The organism is Chitinophaga agrisoli, assembly GCF_008386695.1.
Lineage (GTDB): Bacteria > Bacteroidota > Bacteroidia > Chitinophagales > Chitinophagaceae > Chitinophaga > Chitinophaga agrisoli.
On the sequence record NZ_VUOC01000002.1, the window covers coordinates 1,659,443 to 1,678,674 of the forward strand.

At 49.6% G+C, this 19,232-nt stretch carries 16 protein-coding genes; 4 read left to right on the forward strand and 12 right to left on the reverse strand.

Annotated elements, in window-relative coordinates; genetic code table 11:
* The first annotated feature begins 6 nt into the window (after positions 1–6).
* Both F0L74_RS13960 and F0L74_RS13965 read left to right on the forward strand, forming a co-directional pair.
* Complete coding sequence (locus F0L74_RS13960; protein ID WP_149838465.1) at positions 7–267, forward strand: hypothetical protein; 261 nt, start codon at positions 7–9, stop codon at positions 265–267.
* Positions 268–297: 30 nt separating this feature from the next.
* Positions 298–675: a VOC family protein gene (locus F0L74_RS13965; RefSeq protein WP_149838466.1), complete on the forward strand. Its 378-nt coding sequence runs from the start codon at positions 298–300 to the stop codon at positions 673–675.
* Positions 676–740: 65 nt separating this feature from the next.
* On the opposite strand, the gene F0L74_RS13970 is transcribed toward F0L74_RS13965, so the two are convergent.
* A complete protein-coding gene (locus F0L74_RS13970; protein ID WP_149838467.1) occupies positions 741–1,823 on the reverse strand; it encodes a TIGR03118 family protein in 1,083 nt (360 codons plus the stop codon).
* Between the two features lie 368 nt (positions 1,824–2,191).
* Between F0L74_RS13970 and F0L74_RS13975 the strand changes: the two genes are divergently transcribed.
* Entirely contained in the window at positions 2,192–3,112 is a 921-nt protein-coding gene (locus tag F0L74_RS13975; RefSeq protein ID WP_188315997.1) for an extracellular catalytic domain type 1 short-chain-length polyhydroxyalkanoate depolymerase, read from the forward strand.
* Between the two features lie 112 nt (positions 3,113–3,224).
* Here the strand turns inward: F0L74_RS13975 and F0L74_RS13980 are convergent, their stop codons facing one another.
* From F0L74_RS13980 to F0L74_RS14005, 6 genes are all read right to left on the reverse strand, one after another.
* The gene (locus F0L74_RS13980) at positions 3,225–6,344 is read right to left on the reverse strand and encodes a TonB-dependent receptor (RefSeq protein WP_188315998.1); all 3,120 of its coding nucleotides are present in this window, start codon (positions 6,342–6,344) and stop codon (positions 3,225–3,227) included.
* A 168-nt stretch (positions 6,345–6,512) separates the two neighbouring features.
* Positions 6,513–8,087: a purple acid phosphatase family protein gene (locus F0L74_RS13985; protein WP_246197704.1), complete on the reverse strand. Its 1,575-nt coding sequence runs from the start codon at positions 8,085–8,087 to the stop codon at positions 6,513–6,515.
* 17 nt (positions 8,088–8,104) lie between these two features.
* Positions 8,105–9,994 (reverse strand): cytochrome c peroxidase, encoded by a 1,890-nt coding sequence (locus tag F0L74_RS13990; RefSeq protein ID WP_213086961.1) that lies wholly within the window; start codon positions 9,992–9,994, stop codon positions 8,105–8,107.
* 217 nt (positions 9,995–10,211) lie between these two features.
* Positions 10,212–11,843, reverse strand: a complete 1,632-nt coding sequence (locus tag F0L74_RS13995) for a tetratricopeptide repeat protein (RefSeq protein WP_149838470.1) — start codon at positions 11,841–11,843, stop codon at positions 10,212–10,214.
* A gap of 182 nt (positions 11,844–12,025) precedes the next feature.
* The gene (locus F0L74_RS14000) at positions 12,026–12,433 is read right to left on the reverse strand and encodes a ribosomal maturation YjgA family protein (protein WP_246197705.1); all 408 of its coding nucleotides are present in this window, start codon (positions 12,431–12,433) and stop codon (positions 12,026–12,028) included.
* An 18-nt stretch (positions 12,434–12,451) separates the two neighbouring features.
* Positions 12,452–12,790, reverse strand: coding sequence for a winged helix-turn-helix transcriptional regulator (locus F0L74_RS14005; RefSeq protein WP_149838471.1), 339 nt, complete (start codon positions 12,788–12,790; stop codon positions 12,452–12,454).
* Between the two features lie 122 nt (positions 12,791–12,912).
* Between F0L74_RS14005 and F0L74_RS14010 the strand changes: the two genes are divergently transcribed.
* On the forward strand, positions 12,913–13,383 hold the full coding sequence (locus tag F0L74_RS14010) for a hypothetical protein (RefSeq protein WP_149838472.1): 471 nt from the start codon (positions 12,913–12,915) through the stop codon (positions 13,381–13,383).
* Here the strand turns inward: F0L74_RS14010 and F0L74_RS14015 are convergent.
* The 5 genes from F0L74_RS14015 to F0L74_RS14035 all read right to left on the reverse strand — a co-directional run bounded on the left by F0L74_RS14015 (position 13,378) and on the right by F0L74_RS14035 (position 19,177).
* Positions 13,378–14,667, reverse strand: coding sequence for a sensor histidine kinase (locus F0L74_RS14015; protein WP_149838473.1), 1,290 nt, complete (start codon positions 14,665–14,667; stop codon positions 13,378–13,380). The genes F0L74_RS14010 and F0L74_RS14015 overlap by 6 nt on opposite strands.
* A 2-nt stretch (positions 14,668–14,669) precedes the next feature.
* The gene (locus F0L74_RS14020) at positions 14,670–14,966 is read right to left on the reverse strand and encodes a circadian clock KaiB family protein (protein WP_149838474.1); all 297 of its coding nucleotides are present in this window, start codon (positions 14,964–14,966) and stop codon (positions 14,670–14,672) included.
* A gap of 5 nt (positions 14,967–14,971) precedes the next feature.
* Positions 14,972–15,265, reverse strand: a complete 294-nt coding sequence (gene kaiB / locus F0L74_RS14025) for a circadian clock protein KaiB (protein WP_149838475.1) — start codon at positions 15,263–15,265, stop codon at positions 14,972–14,974.
* Positions 15,266–15,307: 42 nt separating this feature from the next.
* Positions 15,308–17,005, reverse strand: a complete 1,698-nt coding sequence (gene kaiC / locus F0L74_RS14030) for a circadian clock protein KaiC (RefSeq protein WP_149838476.1) — start codon at positions 17,003–17,005, stop codon at positions 15,308–15,310.
* A 381-nt stretch (positions 17,006–17,386) separates the two neighbouring features.
* Entirely contained in the window at positions 17,387–19,177 is a 1,791-nt protein-coding gene (locus F0L74_RS14035; protein WP_246197706.1) for a lectin, read from the reverse strand.
* Positions 19,178–19,232 lie beyond the last annotated feature (55 nt).

Genomic DNA, 19,232 nt, shown 5'->3' on the forward strand with positions numbered 1-19,232 from the left:
CATCAATTGATTAAGATCATAATAGGTAGTGAGGAAATTACATGTGATCTTCTTACCGCAGTACAGCTCGTTGATTATGCTCCTGGTTTCTTAGCTGGTCAAGAAAAGATATGGTGTCAGCATACAACTATAATACGCCAAAAAGTGCGCGATGGTTGCGCAAATCCGATAAAATATTTTTTCATAGTACAGGCTGGTACGCAATACCACCCTGAGATTGGCGCGATCACCACCCCTTTGGTGGCGGCAATGGCCGTAAATTTGTAACAGTTAATTCATCACCAAAAACATTATACTATGTTAGGTCAAGCAAAAGCATTCAGCAGTTTTTCCACGAATGATATCCAACAGACCAAGGCGTTCTACGAAAAGCTGGGACTGAATGTAAAAGTAGAAGACATGATGGGCGAGATGCTGATCATGCAACTGAATGGTGGGGGCACCGTACTCATCTACCCTAAGCCAAATCATGAACCGGCCAGTTTCACTGTCCTGAATTTCCCCGTACAGGATGTGGAAAAAGCAGTGGACGAGCTCACGGCTAAAGGGATCAAGTTTGAACAGTATAAAGATCTTAACACGGATGAGAAGGGTATCTCTCACCAGGATGACTTTGCAGTGGCATGGTTTAAGGATCCCGCCGGCAATATCCTGTCTGTTGTAAAAGACAAATAATTTATGCCTGTATATCCTGATGAAAAAAATAACCCGGTTATGATACAGCCGGGTTATTTTTTGAATTAATGCCTGTTTATCAGGTATCCAAAAAGCCCATGTCTTTCACCATCCGGTCCCGCTGTAAAGAATAATTGTTTGGGATCAGCCATCGGCACATTGTTCTCCAGCGCCCACAAACCGGGTATGCTGATCGTACGCCAACCGCTTTTTAATGGTCCCAGGAAAATACCCTGGAGGCTATACATGTTAATATGACCATCTCCAAAATTGCCGATGAGGATCACATCTTTTACCGGACAGAAGCCAGGCGCCGCTACTGCCATCCCCCAGGGAGAGTTTAATGCCCCCCTGGTGGCAAAACGTTTTACAAAAGCGCCATTGGGCCTATAGACATCTACATATCCATTACCCATACCTGGTTCATCATCTTCTTTTTCCGGTAATTGCTGTTTAGCGTAGGTTACATATAGGTATCCGCCTATATTCCTGATATTAAAAGGCGCATAACCGGCGGGGATACCCGGATCGTGGAAGGGTTTACCCGTCACGTATTTAAAATCCTTATCAAACACATCGATCTTAGCTCCTCTGAAATCGGTGGCATAGAGGTAATTCTTTCCGCCATCCTGCGCCAGCGCCAGGCCTTTGTACACCGCATGCCAGGGCGATCTGTCTGCTACAAGGGTAGCCGTGTTACCACCGCCCCAGGCAGCCAGGGTACCTTCTTCCGTGGCAAAAATAAAGCGGCTGGGCGTGGCCGTTTTGTCCTGCCAGATAGCAAAATCCGTGGTATTATTAAATACCTGGCCGGTGGGCGATCCGCCGGTGGAATCTGTGGGGGTAGGGATCTTTACCGGCGGCCTTACATCGGCCCCGTTCCTGTCATAGATGGTGCTTACGCCGGTTTCTGCAGCGGAGATCCATAACGGACCAGAGGGCGCCACGGCAATACCCCAGGCATTCACCAGGTTGGAGTCTAGCCTGGCAGCGCCAAAACCAGCTACATCCGCCACCAGGTTCACCTGTTCGTAATCATTGGGAAGAAAATGTTGTTCGATCTTTTTGCAGCCCGTACCTAATAACAGGCACAGCCCCATCACACCGGCTTTTAACAGCGGTGGATCGTTGAATAACGTTGGCTTCATTTTTCCGGGTTTTAAAGGGTACTACAATAACAATAGCTGTTGTTTCATATTCCGGTGGAAATCATGATCATGGGTGATCCAATTGGAGTTAAATCCTTAATAAACAAGTTGCATTCACGATAGCAGATCCGGGGCATGAGATCAGGAATTCCAATAAAAGCTGGCAATCAAGTAAAGTAAGTACGGCGCGGATGATAAAAGCGTTGCCAATGGTTACACTTTTATTTAAACCATATCGGCCCCGGCAATAGATCAACAGGGTTGCCCTTATGCAGCCTCAGGGGGAAATATGGCAGCTTCCCCCCTTTTGTACTGTGCGATGGGGGTGCAGTATTGTTCCTTTGCTGTGCTATCTAAAGCCTCTGCATATGAAACATTTACTGATCGTTACCGCGCTATTGTTTTCCGCGCTCACCAGCTGCACCAAGGATAACAGCCCTGTTGAAAAGGCCTACCGTTACAACGGTGTTATGAAAATAGACGAACGGAACAGGACCTACCTGCTTAACCTGCCGCCTGCTTACTATGATAATGACACTACCCATTTCCCACTGGTTGTGGGCATACATGGCACTGGCGGCAGCGCCGCGCAGTTTGAACGCGATTATCATTTTACAGACAAAGCCAATGCGTCAGGCTTTATTGCTTTATACCCTGATGGCATACCCAGTCATGGGCCGCTGGGCGTACGCACCTGGAATGCCGGCGCCTGCTGCGGCCCGGCGCTGGATGAGCAGGTGGATGATGTAACCTTTATCCGCACGCTGATCGATAAGATCCAGACTGATTTTAAGGTAGACCCCAAAAGGATCTATATCGCCGGCATGTCCAATGGCGCTATGTTAACCTACCGGCTGGCCTGTGAGCTGTCTGATAAGATCGCGGCAGTGGCAGCCGTGAGCGGCCCGCTGTTGACAGTGCAGCCTTGCCAGCCGGTGAGGCCCGTGCCTATCCTGCATATCCATTCTGCCCTGGACGCTAAAGTGCCTTACCTGGGCGGCGTGGGTATGGGTGGTTACTACTTTCCACCGGCAGATTCCGGGCTGCAGGTATGGGCCGGTTACAATGCCTGTACCACAAAACAGCTACTAACAGATAACGGGAAGTACAAGCTTACCCAATGGTCCGGCTGTAAGAATGAGGTGTTAATGCAGCTGTATGTTACGGCAGACGGCGGCCACTCCTGGCCGGGTGGAGATAAGCCACGCGAGAAGGCGGACCCGCCGTCCACAGCCATTAATGCCAATGATGTGATATGGGACTTCTTCCGCCAGTATACGTTACCATAGCCTCTTTCCCCTTGCTGTATAACAAAGCCCCAAACAGGCCATGAGTTGGCTCATTAAAGAAAAGGCCGCATTGATGCGGCCTTTCAATGAGAAGAAGTGTATGAGTGTTATACTAGAATATATTGAACTTCACCCCTACTTGTCCGGTAGTACCGGTGTACAGGGATGAATAGGTATACTGCGGCTGATACATAAACGAGCGCTGCGCCTGGTTCAGCAGGTTATTGGCATTCGCGAACAATACCACTTTCTTGGTCAGGAAGAAGTTCACGTTAGCATCCATATAAAATACCTTATCGTAGTAAATATCTCCTTTGTGATCCGGTAAGCTACCAGTCACTGTAGAGAAAGAAGAAGTATAGTTAAAGGATACGCGCGCGCTGAAGCGGTGTACTTCGTAAGCCAGTGACAGGTTCACGATATCATCCGCAGTGCCGGGCAGTTCCGGTTCTCCTTTTTTGGTAAAGATCCAGTTATGCGTATAGTTGGCATAGAGGCTCAGGTGGTTGAACGGCTGGGGCAGGAAAGACAGGTCATGCTGGAAAGCGATCTCCATACCAACCAGGTCTGCTGCGCCTGCGTTCACAGGCTTGGTCCTTGCCATTATATCGTCATTCTTCTTTAAAGGATCGTAGTAACGTTTGTAGTCGGCAATGGTAGCGGCATCTGCGGTGCCGGATGCAGCCAGCTCCTCTGGGCTAAGCACATATTGCTCTACTTGTGAGAAACGCACATCATCCTTACGGGTAACGGTATAATCCGTGATGTGTTTGTAATATATGCCGCCGGAGATCAGACCTGTACCACCGGTATAGTATTCGCCCAACAGGTCCAGGTTGTTGGAAAGCGTAGGCTTCAGATCCGGGTTACCTTCTGATACTGTTTTATCCTTGATGCTTACGTTCATCTTAGGCGCAATGCTTACATACGGCGGACGGGAGATAGTGCGCGTATAGGCAAAGCGGCCTACGATCTTTTTAGTAGGGTTCCATTTGATGTGGAAAGCGGGCATAAAGTCCAGGAAATGAGAATTGGAAACTGTCTTCTCTGCGATGGCATCCAGCCTCTTATTGTAGTTAAACCCTTCATAGTGCAGGGTGCTGTACTCTGCGCGCAAACCGCCTATCAAGGACCATTTATCGCCCAGGTTCTGGGTGCTCATGATATAACCAGCGGTAATCCCTTCTTTACCGGAGTAGTTGCCGGCCAGCGCATCGCGCTTATCATCCAGTTTCAGGAACTGGTCTGTGCTGCCGTTATAGTTCATATTGTTGTGCGATACCCATTCCGTAGTAACAGTGTTCCCTACTTCATATTGGGAATGCGGGAACAGGTCCTTGCTCACGTTCTCCATGTGCGTACCAAAGCTTTGCCAGAAGCGCTGCCAGTCAATATAGTCCGTTGGATCTACCGCTTCGCCGTTGGCTACTTTCTGGTCATACTCCGCTTTACGTAAAGGATCAAATCCAGGATACCAGGATACCTGGTTCAGGATTGTGCTTTCTTTGGTCATGCCACGGTACTTACCGCCAAACTTAATGGTATTGCCATATTTACCTTCTGTGATAGGGATGCTCACATCTACCTGGCCCAGGTACTGGCGGGTATAGGAACGTTTGTCTGCGCCGCTGTAACCATCCATATACCAGGTATCCACGGTATCGCTATTGCTGGTGGGCCGGCCTTTCAGGTTTTCCAGTACATTGTCTATACCGGTACCGCCAATGGCTTTAATAAACCGGGGATCCGTATAATCCATCTGCGCCAGCTTCTCGTTCTCGCTCTCCAGCTCCAGGCTGCGGGAGTTGGGGTTATCGCCTCTGTTCTTCATGTAGGAGCCTTTCCACTCTATTTTTACTTTACCCAGGATGTGCTGGCCTTCCAGGCCAAAGTTGATGATCTTCTGCGCTATCTCTGCCCCGTTTCTTTTATTCACGCCGCCATTGATGTGGCGCTCCAGCTCCGGGTTATAGATGGGGTGCATATGGTCATTGGTACGGTCTACATAATATTCGCCGGTGTTATCGTCGATCATATCGCCGTTATCGTCTTCCACATCGTCACCTTTAGGCGTACCTCTTTCATAACCGGGCGCGCGTTTCCAATTGGTGGGATAGTCTGCGCCGATATCGTCCACTTTAAGGGTGTATTCCTGCCTCCAGTCGCGGTAGTTGTTATAGATACCGGTAAAGGTGATGATATGTTTTTCGTTGAACTTATAGTCTACACCCAGGGTGTAGCTCTGGCGGATCCTTTCCATCAGGATCTGCTCCATGTTCAGATACTTGGGCATAAAGTAGGTATTGCCATCCACCCATTTGGTATCGCCCCAGTCGCTGCCGTGCATGTTGGAGCCCAGGTACTGGCGGTAGTAGGAAGCGGAAGCCATTACGCCCAGTTTCTTGTCCTTACCAAAACGGTCGCCATACACGATGTTGCCGTTGTAGGCTGGTTTCTGGATCATGAAGGAGTAACCGGTACCGGCCGTAACAGATAGCAGGCGGGTATAAGGCGCTTTACGGGTAATGAGGTTCACCACGCCGCCAATGGCGTCGCCATCCATATCCGGCGTGATGGCTTTGGTCACCTCCACGGTCTGCACCATGTCAGAAGGAATGGCGTTGATGCCCACAGAGCGGTTATCGCCCGTGCCGGACATGTTAGTACCGTTGATGTTGATGGTGCTTTTAGAGGGGTCTGTACCGCGTACGCTGATGAGGGAAGCCTCGCCCTGGTCTACCTGCACGTAGATACCGGGCACCCTTTTTAATGCGTCGCCGATGTTGGGGTCCGGGAAGCGGCCTATCTGGTCTGCGGAGATCACGTTCACGATCCGGTTGGAGTTCTTCTGCTGATTCATAGCTTTCAGGGTGGCGCTATTGGTACCACCTATGACGATGGTTTGCAGATCATGGCCCTGACCCGCCTGCAGGATGATATCCAGTTTTACGGGCTTGCCGTCCTTTACCACAACAGTAGTGTCAAAAGGTTTAAAACCGATATAGGACACGGATACCTGGTGTGTGCCATAAGGAACGTTCAACAGCTGGTAGCTACCAATAGGGTCTGATACCGTATTCCTGGACAGCGCCTTGATCACGATGCTGGCGCCGGGCAGGTTTAGTTTGTTCTGGTCGATGACCCTTCCTGAGATCAGCCCTTGCGAAAAGACTGACAGGGGAACTGCTGCAAATAGGCAAAGCAGTAGTGCAGATGTAAAGATTCTTTTCATGGTTCGCATATGGGTTGATTGAATTTTTTGACAATACGGCATAGGTGTCCCCTTGCAGCCAGCCCCTGTTAATTTTTTGGACCGGCCGTTAGTTCTTTTTAAGCTGCATAGCGGTAAGGCCTACACGCTATGCAGCTGTTCTTATTAAGTTGATAGGGATGATGTTACTTACTTGCTCACTGTTACTTCGAATGTATCCTTCAGGCAGCTATATGGGTCTGTTACCTCATATACTGTTTTACCTGCTTTGGCGGTTACCTGAATGCTCCTGTCTGTTGCACTGCTCTTGTTCCATTTATAGTTGCCTTCAAAGGAAGCGGTGAGCGTTACGGTCTCCCCTTTCTTTGCTCTGATGACATTATGTTTGTTTACGTCCTTCATCATTACAAAATGATCCCTGATCTGGCCATCTGCACAGATCCATTTCAGTTCCAGGCGGTTGCCGTTCACTTCCAGCATGGAAGCGCCCCCTATCTCAAAGTTGGAATAGTAGAAGGCGTCATGCGGGTAAGTAGGCTGGCTGCGGCCGGAGGCGCCTGCGGAGCCGGTTACCACGTATACGGTACCCTGGTTGTTTTCGTCTTTGATATAAGGGCAGGAATTAGCGCTGCCATCATATAAGGCGGTAGAGTGGTTCAATACGTGTTTTGCAGAGTCGAAGGTATTTTCCATACCATAGTGCCCCTTCATCAGGCGGGAGCGCTCGTACAGGTGGCTATGACCGCAAAGGATCAGGTCTACGCCGTAACGCTCCAGGATCTGGATAAAGTTTTCGCGGATCTTTACCAGGTCGCCTTCATGGTCAGAGTTATGGGAGCCCATGGTATAGGGAGGATGGTGCCAGTAGGCGATCACCCAACCACGTTTCTGGTTCTTAAAAGCTTCCAGGTCTTTCTTGATCCATTGTACCTGCGCGCCTGCTGTATCGTACATGCGGGTGGCCTGGTCTTCCTTACCGTAAGAGTCCAGTGACAGGAAGTGGATGTTACCTATATCAAAGGAATAAAACGCCTGTGTATGGGAAGGCACGCCGCCAGCTTCTCCTTCCGTAGGCATGGAGAAGTTCTTGTAATAGGCAATATCGTGCGTGGTTTGCGCGGTAGCTTTAAACTGATAGAGGTCGTTATAGTCGTGGTTACCGGGTGAAGGATACAAGGGATATTTCTTCAGCAGGTTATCCTTGTAGATGTTGAAGAATTTCTCCTGAAATTCCGGATCCTGGCCATAGGTGTAGGCATTATCCCCCAACAGTATCCATGCATCCATGGGTTTATCCGCCACATATTTTTCCACCTGGTCCCTTACATCGCGCTGGCGGGTAGAGTTGTTACCGCAGTCGCCAAACACGCCAATACGGTAAGCGCCTTCCGTACCGGGTTCCGGCAGGGTAACGAAGAAGTTGTCCGGGCCGCTCTGCAGGGTATCCGCAAAGCCGCCGCCTATGGAGTAATAATATTTGGTATGGGGAGAAAGGCCGGTCAGTTTTACCATGTGCTCAAAGGTACGGATGGGCTCTTCCGCCTTTTTGTCCAGGTTCTCTACTGTTGTACCGTAGGTAACTACGCTACGGGTAATGGTGTTCGTTCTCCAGCGGATGATAATGCTGTTGCTGGTAGCTACCTGCAGATAAGGGCCGCGGATCAGGGAAGCATTTACGGTGGGTTTGCTTCGTTCCTGCGCCGTTACATCCACAGTTGCCAGCATTGTGATACAGATCCATGCCAGTAATGATAGTCTCTTCATTTCAGATGATCGTTGTTTTAATTTTTATATGGTTCGTAATGTTTGAGCATGTTATCGGGCAGCTTATCTTCCAGGCCATGCAGGAAGCTCACGATATCCGCCACTTCACCTGTTGTAAGCTGTAAGGGCGCGGCGGCCAGTGTTTGCTGCGGTACAGGTAGTCCCAGTCCCCGGCCGCCGCCTTTGTTATAGAACTCCACCACGTTTTCCAGGCTGCGGAATGCCCCGTTATGCATATAGGGGCCCGTGGCGGAAACATTGCGTACGGTGGGCGTTTTAAAAGCCTGCTCGTAATACTCAATAGGGAATATGTTAAAGCGCCCGTTGTCTGTGTCTGCCACCGGTTTATTCAGATCATCTGTACCGGGGGTACCTAATACTTCCAATTCTGTTATGGTATATAGTGGCGGTATCAGGCCATTGAACAGGGGCGCAAAGTGGCAGGTACCGCATTGCGCTTTGCCCATAAAAAGGTTAAAGCCCCTTTGTTGCGCGCTGCTCAATGCCAGCGTATCCCCGTTAATATAATCATCAAAAGGCGCGCTGCGCGGATTTAAGGTGCGCACAAATGCGGCTATGGCAGCGGCTATATGGTTGGCCGTGATCAGACTGTCTGGCCCCGGCGTGAATGCTTTACCGAATAAACGGCGGTACTGCTCATTCCCCTGCAGCTGCTGTATGCTGTTGTGGTAGTTCCCATTCATTTCCATGGGATTGCTCACCACCTGCTGCACCTGCTCTTCGAGGCTCCTGGCCCTGCCGTCCCAAAACTGCGCGTACTGGTAAGCGGCGTACAGGAGCGACGGCGCATTCCGTTTTACATGCGAGTGACCGTCAAAGGCCATACTCATGGGCAGTGCATCTGTAAAATGTTTTTCCGGCTGATGGCAAGTGGCGCAGCTGATTTTATTATTACCGGATAATGCCGTTTCATAAAAAAGGACACGGCCCAGCGCAATAAGGTCCTGGTTCAGGGCAGCACTGTCCGCCGGGAATACTTCCAGGTTGATAGCATCTTTGCTGAACAGGTGATCCGCTTTATAATTCAATACTCCCTGTGTAGTGTTCTGCTCCAGCTGCATTTCCCGTATCAGCGCGCCCAGGTTCCGTTGCAGCGGTAATGCATAGCGGGAGAAAAAATGTAACCTGTCAAACGAATCAAAATCCCGGGCCTGCTGTAAAAACTGCAGGCTGCCATCCATATAAAAAGCCACACTGTCCGCATGCCGTGCATGTAATTGTAAAAAAGGCGCCAGCAACACCTTTATACCGTTCAATGCGGTGTAGGACTCCTTCACACCGGATTTGAGCAAGGGCGCGTCAAAGCCGGTAATCCCCAGGGTATACACCCGTATCAGTCCCAGCCGCATGCTTTCCATGAGCTGTTTATCATCTGCCGTAAAACCAAACAATAATGATTGCAGGTCCTGTGCGGAGGAGTTGATAGCCGCAGCCTGCTCCAGCAATTCTTTCCGCTGCGCCTCCACATCCTGTTCAAATAACAGGCTTTCTATCACCTGCAGGCCAATAGGCGTCATAAACTCCATATATGGCTCTTCTATCTCATACTTAGGCGGACCATTATATATTAATGCCGAACTTTTAAAGAAGTATTCCAGGAAAAACTCAATTTTTTTGTATTGCAGGCGGGCCTGTGTTAATGCCTCCCTTGCCTGCGCAATGGTGGCCGGTTCATTGTTCCGGATGGCCGCTACCGCTGCCTGTAGTTGATCTGTGGCTGCACCAAAATCCCTGGCCCCTGCTTTATAATATGCTATGGCCGGCGTTACCCCCACTGCAGACCGGGACGGGTAACCGGTGCTACCTACCACCATGAGGCAGGCGCTTACCACGATGACAACCGTTACGATCCTTTTTATATGCAATCTTTTTCCAGTGGTATACATAATAGTATAGTGGCTGTATTTTTTCGCTGGCGATACAAAAATGCATCGCGTACCTCAGCTTTAACAATTAAGGGCGTTACCAAATGTAAACAACCTGTTCAAAAGCGTATACAAACCGGTAACATTATCCATCTAACTAATTGATTGTCAAATAAAATAACCTTGCCAGAATGGCCGTTAACAAACTATTACGGCAATGTTATCCCTACATGAACAACTATAATGAATGGATGAATGCAGAGAGGCTTTCCCCCTGCTGCAGGTTCAGTTTTTTCTTAAGGCGGTATCGCACCACCCGCAGGCTATCCTGGGAGATACCCAGCAGGGAGGCAATATCATTCGGGCTCAGGTTCATCTTCAGCAATGCCACCATGCGCATATCATTAGGCGTTAATGTGTCTGAATATTTTTTAATATTATCAAAGAAAGCCTGGTGCACCTGCTCAAAGGTATTACGGAACTCTTCCCAGTGCTGGTCCTGGTCAAAATTGCGGCTGATCTGCAGCTGCAGCTGTTTCAACTGTTTCTTCTGATCCCGGCGCTCATCCTTCAGCATTTCATTGAGCTTATCGTGCAGCTCTTCCAGGAGCTGGTTCTTCTGGATCACGTGCAGTGTATAGGAGCTTAGCTCCTTAGAGCGTACATCCAATGCCTGTTTCAGGTTGAGCTCCTGTAACCGCTTATTTTCCAATTCCGCCTCCATAAGGGCCGTTTGGGTCTGATAGATGCGCCGCTCCTGCTCATTAATGCGCTGGGCATTCCGGATCTTAAGGCGCTGCCGGCTGATAATGACCATACCCAGGGCAAAAAGCAACAGGCTTACCACTACAATACCCACCGTGATGATACGGGCTGTGTTGCGGTTATGCCTTATCTCATCATTCTTTTTTTCAATATCATACATGGTCTGTAACAGTGCCATTTGTTGCACATTCTCACGGCTGTAGATGCGGGAGGCGATCTTGTTGCGCAACATCACATAATGATAGGCGCTGTCATTTTCCCCCAGCAGGTTATGCATCTTGGCAATATCCAGGTAAGCGTCGCAAACCTGGGGCTGTTCTCCGGCGGCCAATGCGATGGTCAATGCCTTATGCGTTTGAACCAGCCCTTCGCGGTAATGTTTGGTCTTGCGCAGCAGGTCGCCCAGGTTATTATATATCTCGATACATGCCACAGAATCGTGCAGCTGCAGGTTCAGGGCCAGGGATCTGTCAAAATAGTAACGGGCGGAGTCTACCTGGTCCAGGTCCTCGAACACGCTGCCAATGTTTTCGTAGATCTTGGCCATCCCCTCCCGGTTGGCCGCCTGCTCGTATAAGGCCAGGGCCTGGTGCTGAAAAAAGAAGGAGCTATCGCGCATCTTCTGTTTTTCATAGAGGTAACCGATCTTGCCATTGGTAACGGCCATACCGGATCTATCGCCCAGGGCCGTATAGATGGCCAGGGCTTCATTGAGCTGTTGCCGCGCCAGCCAGGGCTGGCGGATATAGAAGTAAATAAGGCCAATATCGTTCAGGTTTTCTGCCAGCAAGGCCTTATGCCCGCCGGCGCGGGCCAACTGCGCCGCCTGCAGGTAGTAATCCAATCCCTGCGGGTAATGGCCCATATGGTAACAGATGCGGCCCATTTGCCGCAAAGAGAGGGCAGCAGTAGCCCCGTCCCCGTTTTTGATTGCCCTGTTCAGCTGGTCCTTTAATGCAATAAAAGAGGAATCCGGCACCTGGGGCAACCGCAACTCCTTCAACTCCCGCCGGAGCAGCATTAAACTCTCGCCTTCCTGCGCATACAGGCTGATTGATGCCCACTGTAACAGTATACTGATCAGCAAAAGTTTAGTAAATGACATAACAAGGTATAATAGCGCAAAGAAAACGTGTTTAATGTTATGCTATTATTAAGTCTTTTTTGGGGGAAATTGGGTAGGTTGGATATAACAGTGAAATTGATGCGTTACATTTTAATGAAAAACAGTATAGATGCTGTAATTAAGTTTTACTGACGTCTTTTTAGGTCTGGGATAAATCACATTTACCATCTCACTTCAAAAGAAGGATAGTCATTTCCTCCCCAGATCCATTCAAACACCACAGTAAAAAGAAGCCCCAGCACATATGCAAGTATATCACTCCAGGAGAAGCTGGTACCGATAACAATATTTGCCACGCGTGAATGTGACAAGCCTAGCAGCTTTACCACGTTAAAATATTGCAAGGTTTCCACCGTACAGGCGAACAATAGCACTCCCAATACTATAGCCAGTGTACGCGCCCGCATAAAGCTGCACACAAAACAATAGACCAATATCACTACGAGAAAATCCCCTACATAGGGCCGGATAAATCTGTCATGCAGGAACAGGGCAATAAGTACTTCTATAATAAATAAAATAAGGGTAAGGACAGCGTAACGCCAGTTAAAGCGGAATTTCATTTTCATAGCAACAAAATAATAATATCAGAGATTTTCCTGGCCCCATTTCATGATAGCCATGGTGACGGCAGAAAGGGAGCGGCCTTTTTCCGTAAGCGCATACTCTACACGGGGCGGTACTTCCGGGTATACGGCGCGGATTAGGATGCCGTCTTCCTCCAGCTCCCGCAACTGGCGGGTAAGCATATGTTTACTGATCCCCGGCAGGCATGCAGACAGTTTGCCAAAGCGATTTACCCCTTCTGATACCAGGTACAGGATCAACGGCTTCCATTTCCCGCCAATGATGCCCAGGGTACGGGCCACGGGGCAAACAGCCGGATCATATGTATCTGGCGTGATGTGGATATCTTTTTTCTTCATAAGCAAAAAAACTGGGCGGCTATTACGCTCATAATCAATAATAGTCATAAAAATGGTACTTACTCCTTTGCAACTGACTACTTGATTGATAGCTTCCATAAAGATAACCTTTGCAAAAAAAGATGGATCATTTAAAATCGTTGCGGCTGTTAAGCTTTTCCTCCATTGGTATGATGGCATTAACCTCCCTGCACCATGCCTATGGCGCGGTGGTATATCATACGCCCTGGCGCCTGCATGTGTTATTCGTAAGCGTACCGGTGATCGTGCTGCTGGCTATATTGGATATTACGATGCGGCGCCATGGGGTGGGGCGCTGGCAGCTAAGGACATATCTGTTGCTGCTAATACTTTTCCCGTTGTTGTCCATTGGGGTGTACGAGGGCGCGTATAATCATGCGGCGAAAGACTTGCTTTATCTACTGCATTTGCCTGCGGCTACATTTGACAAACTGTTTCCATCCTCTATGTATGAAAAACCCAATGATGTCTTTTTTGAGCTAACAGGCGTGCTACAGGCAATAATATTGTGGCCATTGGTAAAAAGCCTGGTGCGGCTGCTGCGTGAACTGCGTAGTTTGGCAGCGCTATGATTTATACCGCGCCACCGGCAGCACCACAATAAACTCTGACCCTATCCCTTCAATGCTATGCGCGGTGATAAGCCCATTATGTTTCTCTACGATCTTACGGGCAATGGCCAGGCCAATGCCTGTACCGGCATACATGTCCCTGGAGTTTAAGCGGCCAAAAAGCGAGAAGATATTGGCCATATATTTTTCATCGAAGCCTATGCCGTTGTCTTTTATAGAGATCCTGCAAAACGGGCCATCAAACTGCTCATGGGCGTCTATACTGCGGGCATTGATGCGGCGGGAGCTGACAACAATATGGGGCTGTACATGGTCTCTTGTGAACTTGATGGCATTGCTGATGATATTCTGGAACAGCTGCCTTATCTGCCCTTTATTGGCTTCAATGGCAGGCAGTTCTTCAAAGACGAGCTTTACCTGTTTCTCCTGGATGATGAGCTCATAATCCTCCGTCAGTTCCTGCAACAGCCGCTGCAGGTCTATCTGCTCATATTTGAGCTGGTCTGATGACAGCATGGAATAGTTGAGCACATCATTGATCAGCTGTTTCATGCGCTCGGAGGAGGCGATGATCTTATCCAGGTACATGCGGGCATCTTCCGGCAGGTTGGTAGTTTTGTTGCGGAGCAGGCTGGAGAACATCTGTATCTTACGCAAGGGCTCCTGCAGATCATGTGAGGCTACAGAAGCAAACTGCTGCAGGTCATGATTGCTGAGCTCCAGCGCATAATTGATCTTTTCCAGCTGGTCGTTCTGCTGTTTCAGCTTACGCTGTGTTTCTTTTTCGCCGGTAAGATCTGTGACGATGATACTGAGGGAGAAACCTTCATCCAGTTCCAGGGTAGTGAGGGACAATTGTACCGTGAGGCCACCGTCGCGGTTAACAAGCTTTACCTCTCCTTTGCAGTCTTCTGTCCAGCCTTTTTGCTGTAATATCCCGAACTGGTCTTTATACCCTTTGGCGATGAACTGGGCAAAGGCCAGTCCTATCACTTTGGATAGCGGTACGCCTACCATGCGCGCAAACTGGGAATTACTATACAGGATAGTGCCTTCCCGGTTGATGGTAACAGCGCCTTCCGTCATCTTTTCTATAAATACGCGGTAGGTCTGGTCTGCGCTGCGCAGCGTATATAGCTCATGGCCATTCTCGCTTTGTACGATCAGCGCATCTACCTGGCCGGTGCGGATGGCTTCTATCGTATCGTTGGCCTCCTCCAGTTCTGCCCGCAGCTGGCTGATCTCCTGCTGCAATTCTTCATATGACGCTTTTCCTGTTTCCATAGCTAAAAAGTGATTCCTAATCCTTTAAGTACTTTCTGCATGTCAGACATATCGCCTATCAGCCTTTTCTCCGGAAGCGGCTGTTTTATGATGAGTAAGGGCATTGCCACGATCTGTTCCTCTTTTGCCAGCTGCCGTTGCTGATATACATCTATTACTTCCAGCGCATACCTGTCCTTTATATATGTTTCGCATATACTTTTGAGGTTAGCTACTGCCCTGGCAGAGTTGGGCGATGCCCCTGTAATGAATAAACGAAGCACATATTCCGTACTTCCATTGTTATCTTTACCCTTCATGCCCGTTAATGATTTAAGGGTTGTATGTCCAATCCTACCAGCACTTTTGATTCATTGGAAAGGTCCCCGATGATCTTGCGCATGGGAGCCGGTATTTTCCGTACCAGGGTGGGAATGGCCAGTATCTGGTCGCCTTCCGCCAGTTGCGGATGTTCCAGCAGGTCTATCACCTCAATTACATACTGCCCTTGCAGGTGTTCTTCACAGTACTTCCGAAGGTTATGCAATGCTGTCATTGATTTAGGTGTATTCCCGGCAACATACAGCCGCAGCTGCCATTTTTTTTCCTTTGTACTCATTGGTCACCGGTTTATGCGTGATGTGTATACCGCGCTGCAGGACTATGAATGCCTGTTCCTGGCCAGCCGGCTTCGATTGTCTTTCTGTATCTCGCTCTTCAGGTCTTCTTCTGTATATGTCCGGTTCAGCTCTTCCTGCATCGATTCAAACTCTTCACGCAAGCCGGCTATCTTGGCTTCCAGTACCCGGCGTCTTCTTTCCACTACCATCTCTTTCCTGGAGGCAGCCTGTGCCCTTAGCACCTTCTCTGTTTCTTCCTGCAATTGTTGCGCCACCCTTGCGGACCCGGTAAGTATACCCTCCGGGCCCATATATACGTCCACCAGCTCCAGACCTTTATCTGTGATGACAAATTCCCGTACCTGGTTGGAATGTTTCATGCCGCGGGATTTCATAATGTACATGCCCCTATTGCGCTCCCCGTTAGTCTCCATATCCTTCAGGAGCAGCCAGGTATCCACCAGCGAAGAAATGCTCTGGTCCAGCTCCCGGTCCGGGGTATTGAGGGCCGTCATCAGCACGGTGATGCCTTCGTTCTGGAAAAAGTCCATTAACCTGGTCAGCATAGATTTCACCTCGCTCACCGTACCTACCGTGGTCAGATTGCTTACGGGGTCAATGATAACCGTAGAAGGTTTACGCGTTTTTACCATTTTATGGATGGTGACCAGGTGCATCTCCAACCCATACAGGGTTGGCCGGGAGGCATGGATATGCAGCAGCCCACTTTTTACATGCGGCTCCAGGTCAATGCCTATGGAGCGCATATTACGTATGATCTGCGGGGGCGATTCTTCAAAGGCAAAATAGATACAGCTTTCACCCCGGCTACAGGCTTCGTTGGCAAAACAGGCCGCAATACTGGTTTTACCGGTACCGGAGGTACCTGACACCAGTATGCTGCTGCCTTTAAAGAAGCCGTTGCCACCCAGCATCTTATCCAGGGAGGGAATACCGGAAGGCACCCGTTCCTGTGCCACAGTGTTCTCCAGCTTTAAAGAGGTAACGGGTAATACGGCCAAACCTTCCTCGTCTATGAGAAAAGGGTATTCGTTAGTGCCGTGTACAGATCCCCGGTATTTGACTATACGGAGCAGACGGGTGGCTATCTTATCCGTTACCCGCTGGTCCAACAGAATCACGCAGTCGGAGACATATTCCTCCAGGCCTTCCCGCGTAAGGGTGTCAACGCCTTTTTCCGCGGTAACGATGGCGGTGACCTGCTTTTCCTTCAGCCACTGAAACAATCTTTTCAGCTCCGCGCGTAAAATAAAACGATCCTGCAGGCCGGAGAAAAGGCTTTCTACTGTATCCAACACTACGCGTTTAGCACCAATGGTGTCAATGGCGTGGCCCAGGCGGATGAACAGCCCTTCCAGATCATATTCTCCCGTTTCCTGGATCTCGTCGCGGTCCACATGCACATGATCTATCTTCAGCAAACCGGCGGACTGCAATCCCTGCAGGTCAAAGCCTAATGACGCCACATTGGTGGTCAGTTCTTCCGTTTTTTCCTCAAAGGTCACAAACACGCCGGGTTCATTAAACTCGGTGATACCACGTACTATAAATTCGGTGGAAAGCAATGTTTTACCACTTCCCGGCCCCCCGCAAACCAGCGTAGGCCTGCCAGCAGGTATACCGCCACCGGTAATTTCATCCAGCCCTGAAATACCTGTCTGCACCTTTTTGAGCACCCGCTCCTGTAGTACTACGTCGTTGTTTATCTGGTGTGCCATAACCTTATAATTTTAAAATTGCTCATATGCAAAACCTATGCTTGTGTCTGCAAAGTCCGGGCCTGCTGTATCATCTCTTTATATACATCCTGAGATGCAGGCAGTAAGCTAATATCCTGCTCTCCTTTGATCTACAGCAGTTATACAGGCGTTGCCTAAAATGACAACTACCCTATATTTATCGTATAGCCGAGGGAAGGAATTGTGGAAATTCCTACACAATTTGAAGAGGGCAGTGCGACGGAGTCAACAATAAAAAAAGCTGCCAGCTTTTAGCCGTTAACGGTTAATGACCGGAGCGGAAAATAACACATGATCCGCTAGCGTGTACACATCACCGCCAATTGCTAAAAGCTAACAGCAAAACCTAACTGCTCTCTGTTACTGGTTGAACCTGAATTTTTCTGTAGCGCCTATGCTGGTACTGTTACAGGTCATGGCCTGTGTACCGTTGCCGCTGGAAACATAACGGCCATTGTTACCCCTGAGGGAGATGGTGCCGTCTGCATTCGACACCCAGTCAAACTGTTCCCAGGGACCAATGGCAGGGCGGTTGCAGTTCATGGGCTGCGTACCGTTCTCGCTGCATACGTACTGGTTCTGGTTAATAAGGGCTATTTTGCCACTGCCAGCATTCACTACGGTAAACTGCTCCCAGCCCTGGGCTACGGGGCGGTTGCAGTTCATAGGCTGCGTACCATTCTCACTGCACACATACTGGTTATTGGAGCCTTTGAGGGTAATGGTTTGCCCGATAGGCGCACCAGGGCCGTTACCCCCACCGGGAAAGGGCACTGTAGGGCGGGTAGCCGTCAGTCCAATCTGGCCTTTGAGCATCCTGGCGCCATCGCCGGTCAGGCGCAGGTAATAGTCTGCGGAGCAGGCCACACCATCTTCATCCAACGCCCAGAAACCGGAACCCGCCGGTACCCAGGCGGCGCTTTCCGCCGTTTTGGCGATCTGGTTGCCTTCATTATACTCATCAAACATGGAAATGTAGATGCCCTGAGCACCCAGTCTCACCATATTATAGAACTGCCGCCACATAAAATCGCCGTGTGCGCGTTGGCGGTCCTGCAGATCACCGGGCAGTACACAGGGCTGGTAGTCAATGCCATTCTGGTTGCAGAAGGCCTGGTCTCCTACGTTCACATTATTGTAAAAATTGTCTGATCCATTGGCGTCTCCAATGCGGCCCACCATCCAGGGTGACAGCATATTAAATGCTTTGTACACATCCAGGAAACCGGTACGGGAGTCTGCACCTGCCGGAGCGGTACGCCACCAGGTAGGTACGCCGCCAATTACATAACAGCCCTGTCCTTTGAACCAGTTGATCACGTCGAGGCAGGCGGATGAGGAGAAGTTGTGATTGTTGTCGTTAAAGCCAAAGCCCCAGATACATACTACAGGTTTACCGTTCTGGTAAGCGTAGGCGGATGAGGAGGTGTAGGCCTTCATCTTGTTGGTCCAGTCTGTCTTGATCTCTGACTGCATGTTATTCCAGCCGCTTACATCATACATGATGTAGAATTTGCGGCCATAGGTTTCCGCGGCCGTTTTTACCTTGGCGGTAATGGCGTCGCGCACGGGACCTTCCCCGCCGGTGGGATTAAAACGCTGCAATGCGGCACAGTCAATGCCGTACTGCTGCATCCACTGAAACTGCACGTTCACAGACTGGTCTGTGAAAGATGAGAACAGCCTTGCCTGTTGCCCGTTACCCAGGTTGGCGAAACTGGTGGCAAAAGTGGTGGTGTAGTCCCTTACATCCGGCCATGATTTCATGCCCTTGTTGGTAGGGGAAGGCGATTGTCCCCAATCCTGGGTCCAGTGCCACCAGGCGTTAATAGGCGAGCCATCGCCTATGCAGGCAAACCAGCCCTGGTAGCCTACGGTCACTTTTCCTACTACATCGCCTACGGGGGAGGCCAGTGGTGTGGCGCCCAGCTTAGCAGAACGGGCTTCGTCCGTCAGCTGGTCCGACATGTTCTTGGTGCATGCGGCCAGCAGTGCGAAGGTTGCGAATAATAATACATACTTTCCCTGGGTCCATAGGTAATTACCGGTGCGTTGCTTGCTGAATCTTTTGATCGTGCTTGTCCAATGCTTTACAAACGTGGAATTGGGCCGGGTACAGGCGGCCACCTGTTCAGATGTGCTCTTTTTCATTGTGTAGGGTTTTTGGATTTAATGAATAAAGAATATGGTTTTCATCAATGAAATT

Bases quoted from the DNA above. Each gene is read 5' to 3' on its own strand.
- F0L74_RS13980 (WP_188315998.1), bottom strand. From the start codon at position 6,344: ATGAAAAGAATCTTTACATCTGCACTACTGCTTTGCCTATTTGCAGCA.
- F0L74_RS13985 (WP_246197704.1), bottom strand. From the start codon at position 8,087: ATGAAGAGACTATCATTACTGGCATGGATCTGTATCACAATGCTGGCA.
- F0L74_RS13975 (WP_188315997.1), top strand. From the start codon at position 2,192: ATGAAACATTTACTGATCGTTACCGCGCTATTGTTTTCCGCGCTCACC.
- F0L74_RS14020 (WP_149838474.1), bottom strand. From the start codon at position 14,966: ATGAAGGGTAAAGATAACAATGGAAGTACGGAATATGTGCTTCGTTTA.
- kaiC (WP_149838476.1), bottom strand. From the start codon at position 17,005: ATGGCACACCAGATAAACAACGACGTAGTACTACAGGAGCGGGTGCTC.
- kaiB (WP_149838475.1), bottom strand. From the start codon at position 15,265: ATGAGTACAAAGGAAAAAAAATGGCAGCTGCGGCTGTATGTTGCCGGG.
- F0L74_RS14005 (WP_149838471.1), bottom strand. From the start codon at position 12,790: ATGAAGAAAAAAGATATCCACATCACGCCAGATACATATGATCCGGCT.
- F0L74_RS13990 (WP_213086961.1), bottom strand. From the start codon at position 9,994: ATGTATACCACTGGAAAAAGATTGCATATAAAAAGGATCGTAACGGTT.
- F0L74_RS14010 (WP_149838472.1), top strand. From the start codon at position 12,913: ATGGATCATTTAAAATCGTTGCGGCTGTTAAGCTTTTCCTCCATTGGT.
- F0L74_RS14035 (WP_246197706.1), bottom strand. From the start codon at position 19,177: ATGAAAAAGAGCACATCTGAACAGGTGGCCGCCTGTACCCGGCCCAAT.
- F0L74_RS13995 (WP_149838470.1), bottom strand. From the start codon at position 11,843: ATGTCATTTACTAAACTTTTGCTGATCAGTATACTGTTACAGTGGGCA.
- F0L74_RS13970 (WP_149838467.1), bottom strand. From the start codon at position 1,823: ATGAAGCCAACGTTATTCAACGATCCACCGCTGTTAAAAGCCGGTGTG.
- F0L74_RS14000 (WP_246197705.1), bottom strand. From the start codon at position 12,433: ATGAAAATGAAATTCCGCTTTAACTGGCGTTACGCTGTCCTTACCCTT.
- F0L74_RS14015 (WP_149838473.1), bottom strand. From the start codon at position 14,667: ATGGAAACAGGAAAAGCGTCATATGAAGAATTGCAGCAGGAGATCAGC.
- F0L74_RS13965 (WP_149838466.1), top strand. From the start codon at position 298: ATGTTAGGTCAAGCAAAAGCATTCAGCAGTTTTTCCACGAATGATATC.